This is a genomic window from Microcystis sp. LE19-84.1B (assembly GCF_027531875.1).
Lineage (GTDB): Bacteria > Cyanobacteriota > Cyanobacteriia > Cyanobacteriales > Microcystaceae > Microcystis > Microcystis panniformis.
The window spans coordinates 1-18,127 of record NZ_JAPZSR010000274.1 but is presented as its reverse complement, the minus strand read 5'-3'; the positions used below and the strand labels follow the sequence as shown (position 1 = coordinate 18,127).

The following is an 18,127-nucleotide window of genomic DNA, read 5'->3' as shown; positions in this document are numbered from 1 at the left end:
CCTATGACACCCGAAACTAAGGACAGAATCGATCAATTAGTTCAGAATAACAAAGTTCTTGTGTTCATGAAGGGCAATAAATTAATGCCTCAGTGTGGTTTCTCCAATAACGTCATACAAATTCTCAATATTCTGGGGGTTTCCTACGAAACTGTCGATATTCTGCAAGATCAGGAGTTAAGACAAGGAGTTAAGGAGTATTCCAATTGGCCGACTATTCCCCAAGTCTATATCAATGGTGAATTTATTGGCGGTTCCGACATTATGATCGAACTCTATCAAAAAGAGGAACTACAACAAATACTGGCGATAGCCTTAGCTTCCTAAAAATTTTCTAGGTTAGGCTACCTATCCTAACCTAGTTTAAATCTACCAAACAGTGATCAGTAATCAGTGAAAAGACGGCAATTTTTTACTTAGGGTTTGCGGCAAAAAGTACGGGCGAAGCATTCGGATAGAAAATCTACGGTTTCACCGATAGGTTATTGCCCGAATGCTTCGCCCCTACAGGACGCGGAGTGATAACTGCACTGATAACAAATCCGTTTTTAATAGTGTGATTAACTCTCAAGTTATGAATTGTTTCTCCCCACACCCCACACCCCACTCTCCTATACCTTTTAAACTGGATTTAGTATCACTCCCCTTTAAAACTGTCCTTTGAATTGTTCTCTATCTTGTGCTATCAGGAAACTTTGTTGGGGGATACCGATGTGAATTCCCTTCTCCTCAAAAGCAATTTTTAGACGACGACGATACTCTCTTTCTATGTCCCATTGTCGTAATCTTTTGACGACAATTCTGAGCATAATTTCCATTCCCGTGTGAGAAACCCGACTAACACCAACAACCTGCACAGGATTGATGATATCTTCTTGCCATTGTGGATCTACAGCCATATTTTCAGCGATGGCTGCCATTAAAGCGATCGCCACATCTGCCTCGGTGTCATAGGCGACTTCGATGGTAAAATTGACTCGCGCCCAATCTTTACTGAGGTTGTGTGCGCTAATAATTTGGTTATGGGCAATAGTGATTAAACGTCCATCAGCAGCCCGCAATTGAGTCGCTCGCAAACTCATATTTTCCACCAAACCGATAAACTCCTGAAACTGGATCATATCACCAACAGTGTACTGATCTTCAAAGACAATCAGAAAACCGTTAATCCAATCTTTTAAAAGATCCTGAAAGGCAAAGGTGAGCAATGCTCCCACTAAACCGGCTCCCGTGAGTAAAAAGGCGAAAGAAAGACCCATCCAACTCAAAAAAATCAAAATTCCTAGAAAAATGGCGATAAATGTGATCATTTCTCGCCCAACTTCTAATAAAGTGGGAGCGCGCAGAATCCTCCTTTCCAAATTTTCGGAAAACACCGCTCCTTCCTCTACCCACTCCCGTAGCCGAAAATTAACGTAGAGGTTAACCATATTGCTCACTGATGTCAGCAGTAACCAGATAATAAAAATCCGCAAAGGAATACGAATTATCCCGCGTCCTTCTAGTCTAGTTTCAGGAAATACATACAAAATCGCCGCTATTCCGCTAAACCAAAGCAGTATCAGTCCAATAAGAGCAAGTCTTTTCCAGAGAATATTTAACGTCAGTTGTCGCTGAATATCTGCCTGTTGACGGAAATTAGAGGAATCTTCTAGAGCGGCTAAAATCGGTTCTTGGGAGCGCTCTTTTCTGGGGGGGGAATTTATGGCTAAATTCCGATCAGATTGACTTTTAGCCTGTTTTTTGAGGAGATTGAAGCGATTTCTTAAACGTTTCTGCCACCAAATTGATACCCAGCTTAAGAAAATTAGCCCCAAAATAATTTTAGCGGCAGTCATTACCTGTTGCCGGCGAGCGGCGGGCTGACGTTCTTGCCAAGCTTGGAGCAAAGCTGTTTGGATGATTTGAACCCATTGGTCTGCTAAATCGTCAACCGAAGAAGAATCGATCAGGGCATCAACTTCTGTTACTGTCAGAATTACCTGTTGCGGTAACTTCTGGTTATCCTTGGCCACAATCACGGTTAAATTATTGAGCGTCGCCGTACTTACTTGCAGGGTTGTCGGATCGAAACCCCGATTGATAATATTATTTAAACCTCTTTCAATGCGCCTAGCCCGTCTTTCTACCGGGGAGAGTTCCCGGGCCTCAGAAGCCGTAAAATCTTGGGAGGCAATCTGAAATAATACAAATCCATCTAGATGGACGGAGGCATATTCTATATCCCCGGCTACAAAAATCCTTGTCCCCGTGGGAGATGCAAATGGAACCAGAAAATTTTGGCCTAGGGATGGCAGGGAATTAAGAACAAAAATACTAACCAAGAAGCAACCCACCAATCCTTGAAGGACCAGATTGAAAATTTTTCCCCGTTGCCATCGTCCCATTGCCCAAGTTTCCTTTTTGATTAACAATGATCTTTACCCGCTTTCTCAGCTTATAGCAGTTATCTTTATGGTGAGATAGAAAGTTTTCGTTTTGGGGAGTTAGTCGTCCCTCTCCCCAACCCCCCACTGATGACTGATTACTGATAACTGAAATCCCCAACACTTTACTTAACTTCTCATGTCCAATATTTCCCCACAGTGGCGCGAGGAAATTACGTCTTTACCCGCTTGGTTACGGCGTTCGCTCGGCAAATCTAGCGAAATTTCCACGGTTCAGCGCATTATCAAACAAAGGAACATTCATACTATCTGCGAGGAAGGTCGCTGTCCCAATCGCGGCGAATGTTATGCCCAAGGTACGGCGACTTTTTTGTTGATGGGTCCTACCTGTACCCGGTCCTGTGCTTTTTGTCAAGTGGATAAGGGTCATGCACCCATGCCTCTCGATGTGGAGGAACCGCAAAAAGTGGCGGAAGCGGTGCAATTGTTAAATTTAAGTTACGTTGTCTTGACTTCTGTGGCCAGAGATGATATGGAAGACGGCGGAGCCAGTTGGTTTGTGCGGACGATGACAGCCATTCGCGAACTCAATCCCCACACTTTAATTGAGGTGTTAACCCCGGATTTTGCTGGAGGTAAGGGAAGTCAACAGGAACGGGTGGCGACGGTGGTAGGGGCAAAACCTGCCTGTTACAATCACAATATCGAGACGGTGCGCCGTTTGCAAGGGCCGGTTAGACGCGGGGCTAAATATGATCGCTCTTTGGCGGTTTTGCGTTATGTTAAGGAAATCGATCGCTCAATTCCGACGAAATCTGGCTTAATGGTCGGTCACGGTGAGACAAAAGAGGAAATTATCGAGACTTTGGCAGATTTACGCGCGATCGACTGCGATCGAGTTACTATTGGTCAATATATGCGTCCTTCTCTGGAACATTTGCTCGTACAGAAATATTGGACTCCCGCAGAATTTAGCGAGTTGGGAGAAATTGCCCAAAAAATGGGTTTTTCTCAGGTTAGATCCGGCCCCCTAGTCCGCAGTTCCTATCATGCGGGAGAGTAAATCAGTTATCAGTTATCAGTTATCAGTTATCAGTGATCAGTTATCAGTTATCAGTTATCAGTTATCAGTGATCAGATGTAAGTTTTAAGTTAATTTTTGTAAATCTACTAAGTTGGGATTTTTACGGGGAAACTCTCGGCTAAAATTGGGCGTTACTTCCCACGATTTTATGACTCAATCCAAGCTTTTGGGGGGTTCTACCCCCCAAACCCCCCGTTGGGGGCGTGGCGCCGCCCCCAAACCCCGGAGCGCATTAGTTTTTCGGTGGGATGCTTACACGCAGCTGCTGATACGTCTGTAATAATTTAAGAGTCACTGATAATTGCTGATTGTCGGTATTTCTGCAAATGTGAGATACAGCCTTCCTAATTCCCATTTCATAATTCCCATTTCATAATTCCTAATTCCCATTTCATAATTCATAATTCATAATTCCCTGATCAAGATGAATTTAGAAGCAATCATCCTAGAGGAAATTAAACAATCAGCAGCGGGTCGAATTAGCTTCGATCGCTGGATGGATTTAGCTCTCTATCACCCCGATTATGGCTATTACACCTCTGGAAAAGTAGAAATTGGCTCAAAAGGCGATTTTTTTACTTCCTCGTCTCTGGGGGCAGATTTTGGTCAATTGTTGGCGGAGCAATTTGTCGAGATGGCGGAATTTTTGGGCAATTCGCGAGGATTTACTTTAGTGGAAGTGGGAGCAGGTTCGGGAATTTTAGCGAAAGATATCCTTGATTATTTGAGTGATAGCTATGCTGATTTTTATCAAAATCTCAGTTATATAATTATCGAACAATCTCAGAAACTCAGGGAAAGACAAAGGGCAACTTTAGCGGGATATTCCCCGGTATCTTGGCAAAGTTGGCCGAATTTAGCTGATAATTCCCTTGTGGGTTGTGTGTTTAGTAATGAGTTAATCGATGCTTTTCCTGTCCATCGAGTTGTGATCGAGTCGGGAGAATTACGAGAAATTTATCTGGGATTGGGGGAACCTTTTCAGGAGATTATCGCAGATTTATCCACCGACAGAATCAAAGACTATTTTGGTTTAGTGGGGATAAATATTCCCTCCCCACTTTATCCGGAGGGTTATCAAACCGAGGTAAACTTATTAGCTTTAGACTGGTTAGAAACGGTTAATCGGAAACTCGATCGAGGTTATATCTTAACCATAGATTACGGTTACACTGCCGAAAAATATTATCATCCCCAAAGAAGTCAAGGAACCCTACAATGTTATCGACAACATCAGCGTCATGATCATCCTTATTTGTGGGTGGGAGAACAAGATATTACCACTCATGTGGATTTTACTGCTTTACAACGTCAAGGGGAGAAATTAGGCTTAAAAAATCTCGGTTTTACTCAGCAAGGATTATTTTTAATGGCTTTGGGATTGGGAGATAGATTAAATCAACTTTCTCAAGGAAAAATCGATATATTAACTATATTTCAGCGTCGAGATGCCCTACATCAATTAATCAATCCCACCGGTTTAGGAGGATTTGGAGTGTTAATTCAGGGGAAAGGAGTAGAGGAAAGAATACTTCAGGGATTAAGTAAATAACAAAAAAATAGGGCTGAATGCTGTTAAATTTCAGCCCCAAAAATAATTAAGCTCCTACGGATTCTTTAGCGGCATACATTACCTCTAAAGTTATTTCACCAATACCTCGCTCCCGGGCAAATTTTTCGGTATTTCGTTTGACTTTCCCCCGCACAAAACCGGGGATTTTCTGCAATTCTACCGTAGCTTCCTTATTCCAATTTAGGTCAGAATCTGCCGAAATACCTTTAGTAATTACCTCTTTAGTATCATGACCACCAAATATCTCTAATAGGTGATCTTCCATACCCAAAGTAAAGGAATTATAGACCAAATCGGCGATCTGATTAGTGCCTTCGTAACCTAAGAAAGGTTTATAACCGAGGGGGAAATTTTGGATATGAATAGGTGCGGCAATTACTCCACAGGGAATATCTAAACGTTTGCCCACATGACGTTCCATTTGAGTACCAAATATCGCCGCCGGTTCCAAGCGAGCAATAGCATCTCCGATCGCCCCATTATCATCACTAATTAACACTTCATCGCAATATTCACTCACCTGTTCCCGGAACCAATCGGCATCATACTTACAATAAGTACCCGCTAAAACCACATGAATTCCCATCTCCCTGGCGAGAATTTTTGTCATAGCGGCTGCGTGGGTATTATCACCAAAAACCACCGCTTTTTTCCCGGTTAAATTCTGACAGTCAATGGAACGAGAAAACCAAGCAGCTTGGGAGATATGCAAAGTTTGTTCATTGATAAAATCTTCGTAATCTACTGCCGCACCTTGGGCATTAATTACCTCTTGAATTTGGCGAATACAGCGTGCTGTTTCCACCACTCCCATGGGGGTAATATCAACGTAAGGCATAGCGAATTCGCTTTCGAGATATTTGGCTGTCATTAATCCCACTTCTCGATAGGGAACCAGATTAAACCAAGCGCGGGGCAGATTTTTTAAGTTGTCCACCGAGGCAGCTTCGGGGATAATTTCGTTAACTTCAATGTCCAAATCTGCCATTAACCGCTTTAATTCTGTGCGATCATGTTGGTTATGGAAACCGAGGGTGGTAATACCGATAATATTAACCGAGGGTTTAGGGGTTTTCTGGGAGATAATTTCCCCTTTTCTCTGGGCCTTATCGAGATAATATTTGATAATTTGATAGAGGGTTTTGTCGGCCGCTTGTAGTTCATTATAGCGATAGTGGTTAACATCAGCCAGCAGCACATCTCCTTGGGCATCCTGTCGCGCTCTTTCGACAAAGTTTTGTAAATCCTCTTGGAGAATGCTGGAGGTACAGGTGGGGGTTAAAACGATTAAATCGGGACTTTCTTCGCGATCTTTGCGAACAATATTATCGACGACTTTTTCTTGGGAACCCCGGGCTAAAACATTACGATCGACAATACTAGCAGTGACGGGGGTAAAATTACGCTCCCTTTCCAGCATCGAGCGCATGACGTTAAAATAATCGTCTCCCAGAGGAGCGTGCATGATAGCATGAACATTTTTAAAGGAACTGGCGATCCTTAACGTGCCAATATGAGCGGGACCCGCGTACATCCAATAGGCCAATTTCATAGAGGTTTCTCCTACAGTCAGACTTTTTTGATTGTCTCAGACTTTACCGATTTAGGAGTGAACACTTAACGGAAGATTACAAAAAGTCCCCATGCAGATTAAGTATCTTTTCGGGGAAAAATGACACAAATATTAATGTTAACTTTTTTAACAATTTATGTCATGAGGGCAAAAATTTCTTTACCGACCGCTTGGTAACAAAGCCAACCGAAATTCGACCGGGGGTCGGGATAATCTTTGACGATGACTCCCTTTTCGGCCGCTCGTTCAAAAGCAACTAAACGGGGTATTTCTCGCTTAAATAGCGGTAATTTGGCTTCTTCTAGAGCTTTCCGCGCTTCCCGTCCTGTTTTTGTCCGTGAATCCACTTGGGTTAAAAGAACTCGATAATTATCGGTCATCGTGGACAGCAATTCTGCCGCTTTAATGGTGACATCGATATCGAGATGATTGGGAGTGGTGGGTAAAATTAATAAATCGCTGCCCTGAGCTAAATCTTTTAACTCGTCCGGCTCTGGCCGGGCCTGGGTATCGACGATAATATGAGTGTATTGTTTCACCAGTCCCGTCGCTCCCGCTTGGGACGCTACCATAAAAGGAAGGGTATCTTCCCGGGACCAATGGAGAGCCGAACGATTTTTATCCGCATCAATCAATAGGGTGGGCGCTTTTTCTTGAAAATAGGCGGCCAAATGAATCGATGTGGTGGTTTTCCCGACCCCTCCCTTCAGTGCTACGACGGAAATAATCATGAACGGCTCGATCAAAATAAGTGAGTATTTTCTAGTGTACTCCCAGACGGACTGAAAACCGTTTAAGTTTCCCCCAGAAAGGCTATCAGTCGGGATTCTTGATTTTTGAGCGTGGCTCTCTCGATCTTATGGTGTAAAGTGTCCCTTGATGTTAGATTTTGGGCTGATACCCTCCCTTAGATAACGATAACTTTTGCCGCTTTAAAGCACACATCTATTATCTTGGCGAATATCCCAACTACCGTCAACACGGAATAAAAATAAACAGCGTTTGTCGGGTGTACCGGAAGCAACTAAAGTAATTCTGCCTAACTGTCCCCAAGAACCTCCTAAACCCCCCTTTGTATCGGCCCAACTAGCGCGATAAATTGTACCTTCATTACCAGCAGGTCCACTAACTCGGCGTAGGCTAGAATTGTCAGTATCGATGCTAACGCCGCGAGTGATGGGAGTCCAGTCGATGACATTTTCACATTCGTCCCCTTGCACTTTTGCCACTTTAATCTGTTCGGTTTCACTTTCTGCCATGCACAAAGATAGGGGATGAGAACCTTCTCCCGTGGCTTGATAACGGGTATTTTTCCAATGTTGTGATATTTCAAAGGTGGCGATATTTAAGCGAATCCAAGCCATTAAACTATGATAAACAGAAAGGGCAATGGTTAAGAGAATTCCTAATAAAATTAGGGTAACTAACATCTCGACTTGAGTTAAGCCAGAGGTGGATTTTTGCCGATTAAAAAGCTGTAAATTGCCAAAATGTTTTCGAGAAAGGTCGAAGATATTCATGGGCCTCATCTTGCCTTTTTATTTTCAATAAATTATGGGATTAGAAAGGAGCAACAATTAATTTGCTCTAGGATAATCCACATAATTTCTTGCTGTTATTACGGACAAAATTGACTGCGATCGCTATTTTTTTCTGATACTGGTCAAAAATGAGCTAAATAAAAGCAATTTTCTGATTTTTTGCTCAATTTAGTTTATTTACCCTGTTTATATGGCAAAATGTCCCGCTAATGAATAAATCCCAATTGTCGTCTGGCCTCAAATAATCCGATCGCCACACTAACGGAAAGATTTAAACTTCTCACCCCCGGTTCTGCCATGGGAATATAAACTGTATCATCACATTGATTTAATAAATCTGCTGGAATACCGTCGGTTTCACTGCCAAAAAGTAGCCAATCTCCGCTTTGATAGCTGTATTCCACATAACTACTGCTGCCGCGCACGCTAAACCCGATCGCCCTTCCGCCGCTCTTTTGCTGATATGCACAGAAGTTATCGATTGTCAAGTGGTACATAAGTTTTACATGAGGCCAATAATCTAAGCCGGCCCGCTTCAGATAGCGATCGCTAATTTCAAAACCCAAGGGACCAACTAAATGCAATTCTGTCCTCGTTGCGGCGCAAGTACGGGCAATATTCCCCGTATTTGGCGGAATTTGCGGATTGATTAAAACCACTCGTAAAATCGGTTCAGTCATCAGTCATCAGTTATCGGTTATCGGTTATCAGTTATCAGTTCACTGTTCACGGCAAAAAACTCCCCACCTCTCAATTCATAATTCATAATTCATAATTCCCACTTCCGTGGGTGAGGACTAACTATACTGGATTCTGCCCCACCCTAGTCAAACTTATTTTAAATTGGTATAACCATCCATACTCAACGGGACTAAATCGCCATGGATGGTCAAACCTAACAACATTGTTGCATTAGCGGGGATTAAATTGCCTGTAAGAGCGCAAATCTCATTTTTTCTAGCTGTAGCGTTAAATACTGCCCTTATATCGGCGGCACAAAACTGAGGTCGATAATCTCCTGATTTCTGCTGAACGAAATTCCATAGGACATCGCGAATGAGTGCTTGATATCCTTGATTGCCGGAAATCTCTTTCAGCTTGTCCTTGAGGACTCTTTCCAGACGAATGCTGGTGACTTCCATATCGGTAGTGGTGGTGCGTGTGATTGTCCGCATAATTTTTCTCTCCCGAATACTAAAACCTATTGGTGTTACAAGTGTAGTATAAGAAAGATACCTTTAACAAGCACAACCGGCGAAACCATCACCTCTGTTGCTCTTTTTATTGTTACCTCATGGCTATTTTTCCCATTTTTGAACTCTCGAAAATTAATTATGCAACAAGTCCACTGTTAATCCAGTTAGAGTCGAGCCTAAACAGCGATCGCATCGTTCCAATAATAACTATTATTAAGTAGGGAGGCACAATTATTTGTAGGATGGGTTAGCGGTAGCGTAACATGAGCGGGTGTTGGGTTTCATGCTTCAACCCAACCTACGTTCATCTTATATTTAATTCCACCCACCTACTTAATATACCCAAACACCTAGAAACAATTGCTATTTTTCCTCAGATTGACAATAAATCTAATTGTCTCCCCTGTAGGTCTTTAAAGCTGATATTTTCTTGAGAATCTCTGGATAAATCTAAAGCTTTAATCACCTCTTTTGCCACCGCTTTTACCACGGGAATAGCCACAGAATTACCGAACTGTTTATAAGCTTGGACATCGCTGACAACAATCTGAAAACTATCGGGAAATCCCTGTAATCTTGCCCATTCTCTGGGGGTCATTCTGCGGACGAATAATTTATTTACCTCTCCCTTAATGCGAGTAACGGGAGTAAAATTATTCAGTCTTTTATCGATAACTAAATTTCTTTCTTTTCCCATACCTCCTACTACAATAGCATTAGCGATACCATCGGGAGAAATAATCTCATAACCGAACCCATTACCTTTATTTTGGTGTCTATCCTTGTGTTTAAACAAAGTTTCTAAATACTGATTAGAGAGATAATATTTAACGCTGACTTCCTTTTCTTCTAGGATATCTTTGAGACAAGTTTCTTGATGGGTTGGTTGGGGATAGGAAAAATGGTAAATATTTAAATCTTCTCGAAAACCGACGATAAAAATTCGGGGACGGTTTTGAGGAACCCCAAAATATCTGGCATTTAAAATCTGGGGACTAGGGACAAAATAATGCAAATCCTTTTCTAATATGTCTAAAATAGTTTTTAAAGTTTTACCTCGATCATGATGGACTAAACCCTGGACATTTTCTAAGATAAAAGCTTTCGGTTTCTTTTCGTGTAGGATCCGGGCAACTTCAAAAAATAAGGTTCCGCGTGCATCTTCAAAACCGTGTTTTCTGCCAGCGATACTAAACGCTTGACAGGGAAACCCGCCGCACAGTATATCATGATCGGGGACAGTTTTTGCCTCTAATTTTCTGATGTCTTGATTATCGGGTAAATGACCATAGTTAGCTAAGTAAACCTTTTGGGAGTGAGGATCGATTTCCGAGGAAAAAACGCATTGACAACCGAGATTCTCTAGGGCGATTCTAAATCCTCCTATACCGGCAAATAAATCAATAAAAGTCCACATATTTTATCTATTCTAAGCTTCAGTTTTGATCCAGGAGACGATATTAAACCGGCTATCTTAGATTTTAGTATAAATGCTCGCATCTTTAACACAGGCAGGATTCAAGTCTCTCCTCGCCTACGCTTTAGAATTAGTCTGTCAAGGTTATACTACCCTAGAGGAAATCGAGCGCCTCATAGCTGATCAATTCACTTTGCCACCTCTGTGCTGCCAATAATCCTGAAATTCCCTCGGATGTTTTCGGGAGAATCGAGGCGATCGAGCAGTTATTACAGGCTCTCAACCGTGAATTACAGTCACTAAAGCGGGAAATTAGCCTAAATTCTGCCACAGATTCCCCTGAGAGCGCAAATCCGACTATTCTCGACCAAGAGTTACCTGATTTGACTAATCTAGTCCTTTCTTCCCAAAACTGGTCAACGGACAAGGAAACGATCGTTTTCGCTGCCCCTGTTTATGAGGAGTTAACCGACCCCGGCGATTGGGAACAGTTAAAACGGGAACTAGACCCCAATTAAGACCTGATCACCTCCTCGCAAGTCAATACTTCTTTTCCTTCCGCCCTCGATCCTTGGCCCTAGTCGGGTAAAATGCTGGGAAAAGAATTAAAATTTAACCTGGGCAGTATTTGAGGACTAAAAAGTAATGACCACAGAATTAGAAACCAAAAAAGTTACTCCTACTCGCTGTTTAGTTGGCGCAGCAATTTCGGCAGCATTGGGGACAATTCTCTATTATCTCACGGCAGCGATCGGTCATTCTTTTTACTCAAAACCAATGGTTGCTCACAGTCCGATCGCCTTGAGAATTGGCAGCGCTGTCCGCACTTTAGTTTTTGGTTTAGCTTCTCTAGGAACCTTTATTTTTGCTTTTGTCACCATTGGTTTAATTCTTTTGGCTATCCAATTACTACTTAAACGCCCTCAACAAACATAAATTATGAATTATGAATTGGAAGTGGGGAAGTGGGGAAGTGGGGAGCTTTTCAGTGTTGCCAAAGGCACGGCGTAGCCGTCCAGTAAACTGATAACTGATCACTGATAACTGATAACTGATATTCAGCAAACCCTACTTAAACGCCCTCAACAAACATAAATTATGAATTATGAATTGGAAGTGGGGAAGTGGGGAAGTGGGGAGCTTTTCACTGCTCAGTAAACTGATAACTGATCACTGATAACTGATAACTGATATAGGAACCTTTATTTTTGCTTTTGTCACCATTGGTTTAATTCTTTTGGCTATCCAATTACTACTTAAACGCCCTCAACAAACATAAATTATGAATTATGAATTGGAAGTGGGGAAGTGGGGAAGTGGGGAGCTTTTCACTGATCAGTTTACTGATCACTGATAACTGATCACTGATAACTGATAACTGATTAACGGACATTTTGTGCAATAAAATCTTCGATTAGCCGTTCTAAAACAGCCGAGGAGGCGCGGGTAATCAGAAAACATCTAAACTTTTGCCCTTGACTGAGATATTGGGAATAGGCCGCCTGTAAAAAAGGTTTATAGCCGGGGTTTTTGCGAATATACACCTCAAAAAAGGCCAAAGATAGGGAATGGGCGTAACTATCGATCAGATATGGTGCTGGCAGGGTAAGATCGGCTACGGATTCGATCGCTTCGTTAATTCCCGCATCTAGTACCGAAAAATCGACGTGAGCTTGACCTTCAATCAGAGCTAAATATTTATTTTCGGTGTTGAGCAGGGGAAAAGAGCGCACCTGTTCAAAAATAGCGGGGGTAGCGGGATCGTAGGTTCCTGCCGCTACAAAAGTGGGAATTTCGATCTTAGCTAGTCCTTTAGCCCCGAAAATACTCCAATTAAACGGATTAACCGCAAAAATCGCTTTGATTCTCGGATCGCGAAAGTTGTATTCTTCTCGGGGTAAATCCAAAGCACGACACTGCAGCAAGAGGGAGACATTGAGAAAAGCTAATCTTCTTTGACAGTCCCGTTGTAAATTCTCGAAATCGATCGTCGCTCCACCCACGGCTAAGGCTGTATAACCGCCGAAGGAATGTCCACCAACTCCCACATTATCTAAATCTAATTGCCCCTGAAATTCCCCCGCGTTGCGTCTTTGCAATTCATCGATCACAAAAGATATGTCCAATGGACGATTGACAAATTCGTTGGTATAAAAAACCATCCGCGATAAACCGGCCAGCAGATTCTGCACCTGTAGGGTATCGCTGCCGGGGTGTTGGGGTATGGCGACGAGATAACCGTAACTAGCCCAATGTTCCGCTTGTCGGACAAAATCTTCAGGACGGGAAGCTAAACCGTGGGAAAAGACGATAACGGGGGTTTTCTGGGTTAATTGCCCCTTGGGTTTGACAATAATTAGATAAAGTTCCCTCTGACGACGGCTATCGGTTAAATCCAGCCGCATCTGTTCCACTTGTTGCGGTCCCGGTTGTCGGGGGTCGGTCATAGCGGTAAAATTAATTTCACCGGCCTTTTTAGCTTCTTCTAAGGATAATTGCGCCACCTTTTCTGTGAATACTGTGGTGGCTTTCAGGACGACATCGATCGCCCGAGCTAATCTTTGCACTTTTGTCACATCAATCTGCATATTAGTGGGCAGATTACGCAGCAGGCTAAGAATAGTTACCCCTTCCGGTTCAAAAGCTGATTTAATTAGGGCAGAACGCAGGGCAAATTTACCATTAATACCCCCTTGAATGGTGATCAGTTCCCCTAAGAGGTTGAGGATATCTTCCCCCATTGTGGAGTTAAAAAAGCGCGAGATCAGGACGGGATTAATTTCTTTACTTGTGGTTAAAGCTTGCCGAAATTCTTTTTGTTGTTCGGCGGTTGTATTACCCAAATATTGTCTTAGATTAGCGTCAATTCTGCCAGTCTTGGCAAACTTTTCTAGGGAACTAATTTCTAGGGTACGACTAAAGGGCGCTAAGATAAAAGTGATTCTCTCGGCCGAGAGGACAGGGAAGCTAGTCAGTATCGTTCCTAAGCAACCAAGAGCGATCAAGCGGCCAATTTTAGCTAATTGCAACAAGTTTTTCGGCTCCTTTTCTTCCTGCGTTCCTATTCCCTCTGGATTATAACAGTAACTTCGCAGTTTTTAACGTTTTTTTTGCTTGACTATCAACAAAAATTATCAATTTACCTCGATCGATAATCTTGACCTAGAACGTAGGTTGGGTTGAAGCATGAAACCCAACGCCCGATTATGTTACGCTACCGCTAACCCATCCTACAAATAATTGTGCCTACCTACTTATCAATTTACCTTGATCGATAATCTTGACCTAGAATAATAGGTAACAAGTCTCGAAAATTTCCATCTTGCCGATTTCAATCCGCCATCGGTAGTCAATAATAATCGATCACCGCTCATGATTTCAGGGTAAAAATGCCAAAGTTGCCACTACTTTCACCCCAAATTCTTCCTCAAAAACAGGTTTTTTATAGTCTAAACTCCACAATTCTAAAGCACAATCATCTTCAGCATTATTGGGAAAAAGATGCAGATGTAGGGTTCTATATTCGGGATCATACTTACATTCAATCTTTTTAATCGCTCCTATTTGTCGTCGATCTAAAGCCACGGCCAAGCGCAGTATAGCACTTAGATGTCTGACCATATACTGATAGTATTCCGTCAATTTCATAAAATCATCGTGTCTTTTCTTCGGTTTACTTTTGCGGTGATAACGAGCGATATTAGCGATAACTTCTAACTCTATTTCTGTATAGCCCAACAGTTCACCATTGCGAATTAAATAATAGGAATGTTTATGATGGGCAGCATGACTAACATATAAACCACTATTATGTAAAATTGCCGCCGCCCATAATAGATCTTTAGCCTCCTGATTCCAAGAATGTAATTGTGCTTGGGTTTGCTCGAACAAAGACAGGGAAAATGTCGCTATCCTCTCGGCAGATTCTAAATTCACTTGATACTTTTTCGCTATTTTTAAGACACTGCGCTGACGGATTTCACTCTGATAAAGTAACCGATTATCAATTAAACCGTGCGTCAGCATCCAATCGACGATTACCCCTTCTCGCAGGGCCCTTTCACAGAGAACTAACTTATCAACATCTAACATGGTCATCGCTTCCAAAAGCACGATCGAACCAGCTAGAATTATCTCGGCCCGTTTATCGGACATCCCCAGAATTGCCAGTCTTTGGTGATAGTCCAAAGTGGCGAAACGTTTGACCAATTCTTTGACATCTTTGCGGGTTAATTGATAGCCATTTAAAGGATTGGGAATTTCCCCCAATTTCTCCAAAGCATGGATAGTCATCAAAGTTTCGATCGTCCCAGAAGTTCCCACTAAACGCGGCACTTCTCCCAGCTGTAAATGATGTTTAATTTCCTCTACTGCCCGCTCCAACATTCCCCTGGTGTATGCCCTTAAATAGGCTAATTCTGTGGTACTAATGGGATCGGTAGTGATTAAATCTTGCGTCAAACGCACCGCGCCGATTTTGGTACTACTAAGAAAGCGAATTTCTTGACTATCGGCTAAGATTAATTCCGTGGAACCGCCACCAATATCGATAATAATATGGGCTTGGTTTTGGAAATCCATCCCCGAGACGACACCGAGATAAATCCGGCGCGCTTCCTCCTGTCCAGAGATGAGATTTACAGAAATACCGACTTCTTTCTCGATTAAAGCCAAAAATTCGTCACCATTGGCCGCTTCCCGGGTGGCGCTGGTGGCAACGGCAATAATCTGATCCGCATGGAGACTAATAGCTAGATCGTGACAGCGTTTTAAAGCGGCGATCGCTCTTTCCATGGCCGCTAGGGTTAATTTACCAGTTTTTCTATCTCGATCGCCCAGACGGACTGTATCCTTTTCTCTGGCAATAATCGTAAAAGCGGGTAAAGACGGTTCAATTTTCACCACTACCATGTGAACCGAATTCGTACCAATATCGATCGCCGCTAGGATTTGGACTTCGGGGACTTTTGCCAGGGGCGCTAGTCCCCAATTGGCTGTAACTTGATTAGAAATATTCACCATCGCTTATCAGTGATCAGTTACCAGTCGGGGGATAGGTGTTAAGGCTGGTCTTATTATCCCTCTAATTGTCCGCCTCGGCGCTGCAATTTTAGCTTTGTATAGCATTTATCCTATTCGTCAATATACAATTTTCGCTGCTCCAGGGCCAATTGCCGGAATTCCCCTTCCCCAAATTCTCCCTCCCTGGGACGGCGCTCTCCCTCGGACTCGACTAAATAGATATAATCACAATCAACCCCTTCTAGATTGCTATTTTCGGCGATTTTCCAAGCTTCGATACAAGCACCCGTCAGGGTAGCTCCCTGTAAATTGGCTCTCATCACGTTACTATGGGCTAAATTTGCCCCTTCTAGATTAGCGTAGGCTAAATTTGCCTCGCTCAAATTTGCCCTAGTCAGGTTGGCATTTTTGAAGTTAAACCCGGAAAGATTTAGTCCGCGAAAATTATAGCCAATATAAGCTTTATTTTCCCCTTGACCAGTAACCAGAAGATTTCTCATCGCCACTTCGGCTAAAATTGTCTTTTCCCAGCGCGCTCGCTCGATGCCCGATACCAGATAAAATCGAGTTCTAGTTAAATCTTTTGCCCTTAAATCAGTGGCTTTTAACTGCGCTCCCGTGAAATCCGCTTCTTTAAGATTTGCTCCGCAAAAATTTGTACCTTGACTGGCTAAAAAAGCAATTGCTATCGATTTCGCCATCGTTTCTCTCGATTCTTCTAGGGACAACCAGGCCAGATAAGCGGTGAATAAAGTACCACAAACCCCAACAATCAAAGCTATAGAAAAAGTTCCATTCATCACTGCTATCCCAGCTAATGCTCCCTGAAAAGCTAGTATAATTACTGTCAATAAAGTTAAAATTAAGCTGATGCCAATTGCTAGGATAAAACTTGTTGATTGACCAGAAATTAAAGATAAAACTAAGGGTAATCCCCCAACTCGCTGACGATAAAATATTCCGTAAATTAGGGATAAAATCGTGATTATCACCGCAGCAATGATTTTAAATTGGGTTACATCCGTCACCAGCATTAAAGCTAGATAATAACCAGCTAATCCCCACAGATAGCCGCAGAAAGCCGCTATTAACCAAGAAATTAAAATTAATTGTAGCCGACCGCGCTTTAGTAATCCTGCCCTGGCCTCGGTAAATTTAGTTCCCTCTAAAATAGCCCCTTGAAAATTAGTACCACGCAGATCTGCTTGACTAAAATTAGCCCCGGATAAATTCTGTCCGTGAAAACACTGTCCTTTTAATTTTACTCCTGTAAAATTGCGTTTCCCTTTGGCATATAAATCCAGTAACTCACTTGCTTTCATAGAAATTACAGATATCTGTTTTTTGCTTGATTAATTAATTAATTTAATTCATAACACCTATTATCTTTTAAAAATTGGCCTTGGTTATTTTTTGGCTATACTAAATCCGTTGAGTATAGGCTAGTTATGAGGAGAGGCACTCATGCAAAGGGGAGAATAAATAATCAGTTTTTAATAACCGGATTTAGTCTGATGGCTTGTTTTTCCGCAGATTCAGCACTCTCCCATACCTTGTAAACAAGATTTAGTATAAGCTAAGACGCATCTTAACCGCCTATCCTTAGATTAGCTGCCCCCCCCTTAATCCTAGGGCTGTTTCATTCTCCCATCAGAATATCAAAAGTAAAAGCGATCACTGTCTTTGTAAAATGAGAAGTGACCGCCAACTTTTCAAATATATGTTGAGCTTAATATAAAAACTGAAACAAGTCAAGGACTTTCGGAAAGATAAAGGAAAAAGACACCCTTTATGGATAGTATTAGTAGTAATAATACTGGGAACAATGCTAGGATACTCAGGTTATAGAGAACTAGGAGAGTTTGCTAAAAATAATCGGCACAGGCTCAGTAAAGAATTTAGCATAATTCCAGAAAGAGTCCCGTCCTATTCAACAATTAGAAGGGTAATGATGGGAGTTGACTGGCAGAGTTTGTTAAAAATGTTTAATGAATGGGCATTACAAGAATATGGACAAAGAGATGACATAAATTGGCTAGGGATAGATGGAAAAAGTCTCAAAAATACCCTAAAGAATCCTAATAATGAACAACAAAATTTTATCATGTTTGTATCATTGTTTAGTCAAGAAAGTGGCTGAGTATTACACTTAAAAAGAATCGAAAACAAAAAAGGGTCTGAAATCGACGAATGTCAAGCTATAATTGAAGATTGCACTCTTCAAAATAAAGTTTTTACTGGGGATGCTTTGCACTGTCAGAAAAAAACAATCAGCTTAATAGCCAAGACTAAAAATGATTATGTTATCACCGTTAAAGGAAATCAGAAAAATCT

17 protein-coding genes and 1 pseudogene are annotated in these 18,127 nt (G+C 42.1%); 8 read left to right on the top strand and 10 right to left on the bottom strand.

Going from position 1 to position 18,127, the window contains the following annotated elements; genetic code table 11:
• The first annotated feature begins 3 nt into the window (after positions 1 to 3).
• Positions 4 to 327, top strand: a complete 324-nt coding sequence (grxD, locus tag O9324_RS15790) for a Grx4 family monothiol glutaredoxin (protein ID WP_288140669.1) — start codon at positions 4 to 6, stop codon at positions 325 to 327.
• 320 nt (positions 328 to 647) lie between these two features.
• Here the strand turns inward: grxD and O9324_RS15785 are convergent, their stop codons facing one another.
• Positions 648 to 2,387 (bottom strand): mechanosensitive ion channel family protein, encoded by a 1,740-nt coding sequence (locus O9324_RS15785; protein ID WP_287629354.1) that lies wholly within the window; start codon positions 2,385 to 2,387, stop codon positions 648 to 650.
• Positions 2,388 to 2,565: 178 nt separating this feature from the next.
• Between O9324_RS15785 and lipA the strand changes: the two genes are divergently transcribed.
• Positions 2,566 to 3,450, top strand: a complete 885-nt coding sequence (lipA, locus tag O9324_RS15780; RefSeq protein WP_002770664.1) for a lipoyl synthase — start codon at positions 2,566 to 2,568, stop codon at positions 3,448 to 3,450.
• 445 nt (positions 3,451 to 3,895) lie between these two features.
• On the top strand, positions 3,896 to 5,023 hold the full coding sequence (locus O9324_RS15775; protein ID WP_288140668.1) for a class I SAM-dependent methyltransferase: 1,128 nt from the start codon (positions 3,896 to 3,898) through the stop codon (positions 5,021 to 5,023).
• A gap of 46 nt (positions 5,024 to 5,069) precedes the next feature.
• Here O9324_RS15775 and bchB read toward each other — a convergent pair whose 3' ends face one another.
• The 6 genes from bchB to O9324_RS15745 form a co-directional block, all read right to left on the bottom strand.
• Positions 5,070 to 6,596, bottom strand: coding sequence for a ferredoxin:protochlorophyllide reductase (ATP-dependent) subunit B (gene bchB / locus O9324_RS15770; RefSeq protein WP_002770669.1), 1,527 nt, complete (start codon positions 6,594 to 6,596; stop codon positions 5,070 to 5,072).
• 155 nt (positions 6,597 to 6,751) lie between these two features.
• Positions 6,752 to 7,348 carry a nucleotide-binding protein gene (locus O9324_RS15765; protein ID WP_002740297.1) on the bottom strand — a complete coding sequence of 199 codons (597 nt, stop codon included), beginning with the start codon at positions 7,346 to 7,348 and terminating at the stop codon, positions 6,752 to 6,754.
• Between the two features lie 201 nt (positions 7,349 to 7,549).
• Positions 7,550 to 8,137 (bottom strand): prepilin-type cleavage/methylation domain-containing protein, encoded by a 588-nt coding sequence (locus O9324_RS15760; protein ID WP_288140667.1) that lies wholly within the window; start codon positions 8,135 to 8,137, stop codon positions 7,550 to 7,552.
• Positions 8,138 to 8,364: 227 nt separating this feature from the next.
• Entirely contained in the window at positions 8,365 to 8,838 is a 474-nt protein-coding gene (locus O9324_RS15755) for a tRNA (cytidine(34)-2'-O)-methyltransferase (RefSeq protein ID WP_288140666.1), read from the bottom strand.
• Positions 8,839 to 8,991: 153 nt separating this feature from the next.
• Positions 8,992 to 9,333 (bottom strand): hypothetical protein, encoded by a 342-nt coding sequence (locus O9324_RS15750; RefSeq protein WP_271955791.1) that lies wholly within the window; start codon positions 9,331 to 9,333, stop codon positions 8,992 to 8,994.
• A 394-nt stretch (positions 9,334 to 9,727) separates the two neighbouring features.
• Entirely contained in the window at positions 9,728 to 10,771 is a 1,044-nt protein-coding gene (locus O9324_RS15745) for a DNA cytosine methyltransferase (RefSeq protein ID WP_288140665.1), read from the bottom strand.
• Positions 10,772 to 10,844: 73 nt separating this feature from the next.
• Between O9324_RS15745 and O9324_RS15740 the strand changes: the two genes are divergently transcribed.
• The 4 genes from O9324_RS15740 to O9324_RS27245 all read left to right on the top strand — a co-directional run bounded on the left by O9324_RS15740 (position 10,845) and on the right by O9324_RS27245 (position 12,050).
• Positions 10,845 to 10,988, top strand: coding sequence for a hypothetical protein (locus O9324_RS15740; protein WP_287629341.1), 144 nt, complete (start codon positions 10,845 to 10,847; stop codon positions 10,986 to 10,988).
• Between the two features lie 166 nt (positions 10,989 to 11,154).
• Positions 11,155 to 11,289, top strand: a complete 135-nt coding sequence (locus tag O9324_RS15735; RefSeq protein WP_287629340.1) for a hypothetical protein — start codon at positions 11,155 to 11,157, stop codon at positions 11,287 to 11,289.
• A 127-nt stretch (positions 11,290 to 11,416) separates the two neighbouring features.
• Entirely contained in the window at positions 11,417 to 11,707 is a 291-nt protein-coding gene (locus O9324_RS15730) for a DUF3082 domain-containing protein (protein WP_002786666.1), read from the top strand.
• A gap of 244 nt (positions 11,708 to 11,951) precedes the next feature.
• The gene (locus O9324_RS27245; protein ID WP_502705676.1) at positions 11,952 to 12,050 is read left to right on the top strand and encodes a DUF3082 domain-containing protein; all 99 of its coding nucleotides are present in this window, start codon (positions 11,952 to 11,954) and stop codon (positions 12,048 to 12,050) included.
• A 103-nt stretch (positions 12,051 to 12,153) separates the two neighbouring features.
• Here O9324_RS27245 and O9324_RS15725 read toward each other — a convergent pair whose 3' ends face one another.
• The 3 genes from O9324_RS15725 to O9324_RS15715 form a co-directional block, all read right to left on the bottom strand.
• Entirely contained in the window at positions 12,154 to 13,803 is a 1,650-nt protein-coding gene (locus O9324_RS15725) for an alpha/beta hydrolase (protein ID WP_287629339.1), read from the bottom strand.
• Positions 13,804 to 14,149: 346 nt separating this feature from the next.
• Positions 14,150 to 15,793, bottom strand: a complete 1,644-nt coding sequence (locus O9324_RS15720; RefSeq protein ID WP_288140664.1) for a Ppx/GppA phosphatase family protein — start codon at positions 15,791 to 15,793, stop codon at positions 14,150 to 14,152.
• A 110-nt stretch (positions 15,794 to 15,903) separates the two neighbouring features.
• A complete protein-coding gene (locus O9324_RS15715) occupies positions 15,904 to 17,115 on the bottom strand; it encodes a pentapeptide repeat-containing protein (protein ID WP_288140663.1) in 1,212 nt (403 codons plus the stop codon).
• Between the two features lie 419 nt (positions 17,116 to 17,534).
• On the opposite strand from O9324_RS15715, the pseudogene O9324_RS15710 reads away from it, so the two are divergent.
• Positions 17,535 to 18,127: pseudogene (locus O9324_RS15710) on the top strand (ISAs1 family transposase); the annotation flags it as partial.

Coding starts and splice junctions, on each gene's coding strand:
- grxD (WP_288140669.1), top strand. CDS start 4: ATGACACCCGAAACTAAGGACAGAATCGATCAATTAGTTCAGAATAAC.
- O9324_RS15785 (WP_287629354.1), bottom strand. CDS start 2,387: ATGGGACGATGGCAACGGGGAAAAATTTTCAATCTGGTCCTTCAAGGA.
- lipA (WP_002770664.1), top strand. CDS start 2,566: ATGTCCAATATTTCCCCACAGTGGCGCGAGGAAATTACGTCTTTACCC.
- O9324_RS15775 (WP_288140668.1), top strand. CDS start 3,896: ATGAATTTAGAAGCAATCATCCTAGAGGAAATTAAACAATCAGCAGCG.
- bchB (WP_002770669.1), bottom strand. CDS start 6,596: ATGAAATTGGCCTATTGGATGTACGCGGGTCCCGCTCATATTGGCACG.
- O9324_RS15765 (WP_002740297.1), bottom strand. CDS start 7,348: ATGATTATTTCCGTCGTAGCACTGAAGGGAGGGGTCGGGAAAACCACC.
- O9324_RS15760 (WP_288140667.1), bottom strand. CDS start 8,137: ATGAATATCTTCGACCTTTCTCGAAAACATTTTGGCAATTTACAGCTT.
- O9324_RS15755 (WP_288140666.1), bottom strand. CDS start 8,838: ATGACTGAACCGATTTTACGAGTGGTTTTAATCAATCCGCAAATTCCG.
- O9324_RS15750 (WP_271955791.1), bottom strand. CDS start 9,333: ATGCGGACAATCACACGCACCACCACTACCGATATGGAAGTCACCAGC.
- O9324_RS15745 (WP_288140665.1), bottom strand. CDS start 10,771: ATGTGGACTTTTATTGATTTATTTGCCGGTATAGGAGGATTTAGAATC.
- O9324_RS15740 (WP_287629341.1), top strand. CDS start 10,845: ATGCTCGCATCTTTAACACAGGCAGGATTCAAGTCTCTCCTCGCCTAC.
- O9324_RS15730 (WP_002786666.1), top strand. CDS start 11,417: ATGACCACAGAATTAGAAACCAAAAAAGTTACTCCTACTCGCTGTTTA.
- O9324_RS15720 (WP_288140664.1), bottom strand. CDS start 15,793: ATGGTGAATATTTCTAATCAAGTTACAGCCAATTGGGGACTAGCGCCC.
- O9324_RS15715 (WP_288140663.1), bottom strand. CDS start 17,115: ATGAAAGCAAGTGAGTTACTGGATTTATATGCCAAAGGGAAACGCAAT.